Here is a 4,700-nt window from a genome sequence, read left to right on the forward strand (position 1 = left end):
CAAGTACAGTAACACCAGAATTAAACCGTAAAGTTTTTAATGCTTGCCAGAAAAATAACTTAAGATACTTAGGTTCTCCAGTAAGTGGCGGTGTTATTGGTGCCGTTAATGCAACCCTAACATTTATGGTTGGCGGACCTAAAGTATACTTTGATGAAGTACAGCCACTGCTAAATATTCTAGGAAAAAATCTGTTTCATGTTGGAGAAAATCCAGATAGTGGCACTGTGATTAAGTTAATCAATAATTTGATGATCGGCTTTTATACCCAAGCAGTTGGGGAAGCGCTAACTCTTGGTGAAAATATGGGCTTAGATCACGAGCGTATGTTTGAAATCCTAAATGTAAGTTATGGCCAAAGCAGAATATATGAAAGAAATTATAAGGAGTATATCGCCGATAATAACTTTGAACCTGGCTTTACAACAAATCTGTTGTTAAAAGATTTAAAAATAGCTAAGCAAATGGCTGAGGAATGTGGAATTAAGCTTCCAATTGGAGACCACTTGGTAGATTGGTATACGCAGGCAGCGAATGAAGGTTATGGAGAGAATGATATGTCTGCTGTTTACTTATTGACTAAGAAGCTAGCCGAAAAAGCAATTCAAAAAAAATGATGATAAATTAGGAGGAATAAATAATATGACTATGACTAAAAGTGAATTTAATACGAAAACATTAACTCATTTTATTGGTGGAGTAATGAAACCTGGCAGAAGTGAACGCTTTGGAAAGGTATATAATCCTTCAACGGGTGAAGTAACGGCTTTTTGTCCATATGCTTCTGTAGAGGAAGTAAATGAAACAATTGAAGTGGCACATTCGGCTTTTGCAGCTTGGAAAAACACGTCTGTAGCAAAAAGAGTGGAAGTTATTCATCGCTTTAGAAGCCTTCTAATAGAGGAAACAGAACGACTGGCAAATATAATAGGTCTTGAAAGCGGCAAAACAATTTCTGATGCAAAAGGTGAAATTAGTAGAGGAATTGAATCGGTTGATTTGGCGATAAATGCTCCACATATGTTAAAAGGTGAATACTCTGTCAATGTTGGTGGAAATATCAACTCTTTTTCAATGAAACAGCCTCTAGGTGTAGTTGCAGCGATTTCTCCATTCAATTTTCCAGTAATGGTACCGCTCGCAATGACTTCTATGGCAGTAGCTTGTGGAAATGCGGTAATTTTAAAACCCTCTGAACGTGTTCCGAACTCAGCTTTATTTATCTCGGATCTATGGAAAAAAGCGGGCCTGCCAGATGGGATTTGGAGTATCGTTAACGGTGACAAAGAGGCAGTTGATGCATTACTTAAAAATCCAAAAGTATGTGCCATATCTTTTGTAGGTTCTACTAGGGTAGCTGAATATGTTTATCACGAAGGAAGCCGAAATAATAAAAGAGTAGCTTCTTTTGGTGGAGGAAAGAATCATATGATTATTATGCCGGATGCTGATTTAGATCAAGTTGTTACTGCCTTCCTAGGTGCAGCATTTGGTTCAGCATCCCAACGCTGTATGGCGATTTCAGCAGCTGTTCCGGTTGGTAAAGCTACAGCTGATGCATTTGTAGCAAAATTAAAAACTCGTGTACTAGAATTAAAAGTAGGGGCATATAATGACAATAATGCAGACTTTGGAGCTGTAATTACACAAGAATCAAAGGATTCTGTTATCAAGTATATTAATGAAAGTCTTGAAGAAGGCGCACAATTATATGTGGATGGCCGGAATCCTAAAATATGTGAAATGGAAAAAGGTTTTTATTTAGGACCAACGATTTTAGATCATGTTACTCCTGATATGAAAATTTATCGTGATGAGGTGTTCGGACCGGCACGTATTGTTGTACGCGTAAATAGCTTAGACGAAGCAATTGAATTAATTAATAATCACGAATATGGTAATGGTGTTACGATTTTCACAGAAAATGGGTCTGCTGCAAGGAAGTTCTCAGAACAAATTGAAGTGGGAATGGTCGGTGTGAACGTACCGATTCCGATACCAGTCGGATACTACAACTTTGGAGGGTGGAAGCGTTCGAAATTCGGGGAAGGCCACATGTTTGGTCCAGACACCGTTCGCTTTTTCACAAAAACCAAAACGATTTCAGAAAGATGGCCTGAATCCAAAGACAACGAAAATAAAGCGGAATTTTCATTTCCAAGTAATCAATAACTAAATGATTTCATTACATTGAGATATGTCGAATTTTCATTGGGAAATGTAATTAACAAATGAAATATATTGAAATAAGCGCAAAACGCTTGGATGATTTTATGATTCCAAGCGTTTTTTTACTTGAGGGGCTCTATTTTTTTTCAAACCTGATATTTAACGATCTACAGGAATGCTAAAGGGGCAAGATAGTTCCTTAAGGAATGGTACAATGAAGTAAAATTAACGAGGTGCAAAAATGCTTTTAAACGACTTTATGAATGAGAATTTCCCGAACTTAGAACTTAGACCACCCTTGTTTTATAGTTGGAAAATTGGTATCCGTTTTGAATTAGGTGTGGACTATGATAGAGATAATGATTATGAAAATAGCCCATATCTACAAGGAGTATATAAAAGGGCTATCACTTTATTTAAGTCCTTGCATTCTCATAACGATGATATTTATATCGTAGTTGACGTAAACGATTATGCAGATGGTTATAAACATAAATCAAAAACTTTTTCTCGTTATATTAAAGAGAAATCGGTCTTATATGGGTTAAACCAAAAAACAATTCCTTATATTTTTCCTGACGACGATGATGAAGGAACAAATAAAACACATAGATTTACTTTAAAATGTAAAACGTCTGACTTCAAATACATTCCTATGTTAAAAGCAATCTGCAATAATGATATGGGTATAAGACCAAGTATTTTTAATAGAGTCTATTTTATCAACATCAACAGGAAAACTATATTTCACGTTTATGATGACAGGGGGTGTGATTTATTGGCGACCTCTCCCGAAACAATAATAGATGTTTATGACAAATACAACGATTGGATATTAGATTACGACAGAAATGAAATAGACGAGACATTCAAATAAAGGATGTCTCCTTGTTGAACGAAAAAAGACCTCTTAATAAGATGAATGTGTCCTAAGCTGGCAGCTAAAAAGGACAAAAAACATCTATTTGGAGGTCTCACAATGAATTATAACCAAAATCATAAAATCTCTCAAATTATTTCTGAAACCTTAATTGTGGAAGTAGATATCGCCAAGCACAATCATGTAGCGAGGGCACAGGATTTTAGAGGATTGGAACTGGGTAAAACGTGTTTCTTTGAAAACTAGGCAATAGTGAGATTGTGTTTAGTTTATTGAGGGAGTTTAGTTGAAGAAGAACTGAATAAATAAAAACAGCCAGGTTATGGCTGTTTTTCTATAAAAAATCCAAATGCTTTCAATAAAAACGAAAAATTCAATCACCCAATCGGATTTATGGGATAATTTGATTAATTCCAGTTTTTCTCTATAAATTGAACTGCAGGTTGTAAATTTGTTTTGTTAGCAATTGAAATGACAGCGGGAACCACAGAAGGGTCCGTTTTGGAGAAATTAGGGATCCGTGGATTTAACCGAAAAAAACGATCTCCTAGAAGCTGAGAACTGACCATGGATTCATAGTAACCGGATCCACTAGCGACAATCTGAAGAAATGGCAGTAAGGGTTCATTGGGAGATCGGTCCAAAAGAACTCCCCAATTTGGGGGAAGGTTCTTCATATTTTCGGGACGTATGTTATCTGCACTTACCATCCCCCATCCCTTCGTATCTCTTCTTAATCGAGTCGGCTCTTCACCTGTTCCAATGGATAATACCGCAATTTGATCCAACGGCTGTTTGGCCTTCCCCACCGCAAATGCGATACTGGCTGTACTGGGGTTGGTTGTTACTGTATACCCATCCACGTAGTTTTGATAGGCTCGTTGCGTCGCGGGAGCACCACTGCTCCGTAGTATTACATCACTCGCTTTCTCATTTAAATAGGGAGAGCCAGGAAAGTTGTGGAATAACACAGGAGTCCAACGATTCAGCTCCGGTGAGAATAAATGAAATGCAGGTACAACAATTCGTCTTTTTAAGTCTTTGAGGAGAAGATCTGATGGGAAAAATGTTTGTACCGCTTTAATGAAACCAGAATATGGCAATTGTTGGTTGAAAACAGGTCCACCTGGTCGGGAAACGCTGAAAGCCGGTAKGATTTCATCCTTAAAAAACTGGAGTGTCTCCTTCGGCGATCTTCCACTTGCTAACGCAAGGGCAGTGAATGAACCGATTGAATTTCCCGAAAAAACATTGGTTCGACTAATTAATTTTGGGTTTTGCCGAGCCAGTCTGTTCAAAAGTTGTAAACTTAAAGCACCTAAGGTACCGCCTCCATCAAAGGACATAATCCGATATTTTGTCAAAGCAGATTTCTCCTTTCTAATCTGATCACAAGTATCATTAAGTATATGTTTATTTTTTGTCTGTAGTATGGGTAATGAATACCTCTTTGACCTGAAATCCTTCAGGAGCCGGATTATGTAGCTAAACATCCAAGGAAAGACTCCATCAAGCTTATAAAAAAATATTACGACAAGGGTAGAGGAGACTACGTTTGAGTGGCATTACGGGCCAGTGATGAAAAAGTCAGAAAGTACAACCCAAAAAAAGCTTGAAAGAAAATGAAAAAGCCATAGCGGTGGGCTACGGC

Annotated in this window: 4 protein-coding genes and 1 pseudogene; 4 read left to right on the forward strand and 1 reads right to left on the reverse strand. The window is 37.4% G+C overall.

Annotated features, from left to right (window positions below):
• The 4 genes and pseudogenes from AC1DVK_RS26370 to AC1DVK_RS26385 form a co-directional block, all read left to right on the forward strand.
• A partial coding sequence (locus AC1DVK_RS26370) for an NAD(P)-dependent oxidoreductase (protein WP_477627769.1) occupies nt 1-617 on the forward strand: 617 nt, incomplete at its 5' end.
• 25 nt (nt 618-642) lie between these two features.
• On the forward strand, nt 643-2,172 hold the full coding sequence (locus AC1DVK_RS26375; protein ID WP_477627770.1) for a CoA-acylating methylmalonate-semialdehyde dehydrogenase: 1,530 nt from the start codon (nt 643-645) through the stop codon (nt 2,170-2,172).
• Between the two features lie 256 nt (nt 2,173-2,428).
• Nucleotides 2,429-3,046: a DUF3885 domain-containing protein gene (locus tag AC1DVK_RS26380; RefSeq protein ID WP_477627772.1), complete on the forward strand. Its 618-nt coding sequence runs from the start codon at nt 2,429-2,431 to the stop codon at nt 3,044-3,046.
• A 102-nt stretch (nt 3,047-3,148) separates the two neighbouring features.
• Nucleotides 3,149-3,292: pseudogene (locus AC1DVK_RS26385) on the forward strand (IS110 family transposase); the annotation flags it as partial.
• Between the two features lie 164 nt (nt 3,293-3,456).
• Here the strand turns inward: AC1DVK_RS26385 and AC1DVK_RS26390 are convergent.
• On the reverse strand, nt 3,457-4,413 hold the full coding sequence (locus AC1DVK_RS26390; protein ID WP_477627771.1) for a patatin-like phospholipase family protein: 957 nt from the start codon (nt 4,411-4,413) through the stop codon (nt 3,457-3,459).
• Nucleotides 4,414-4,700 lie beyond the last annotated feature (287 nt).

The sequence above is a fragment of the Peribacillus sp. P4_B1 genome (genome assembly GCF_056402395.1).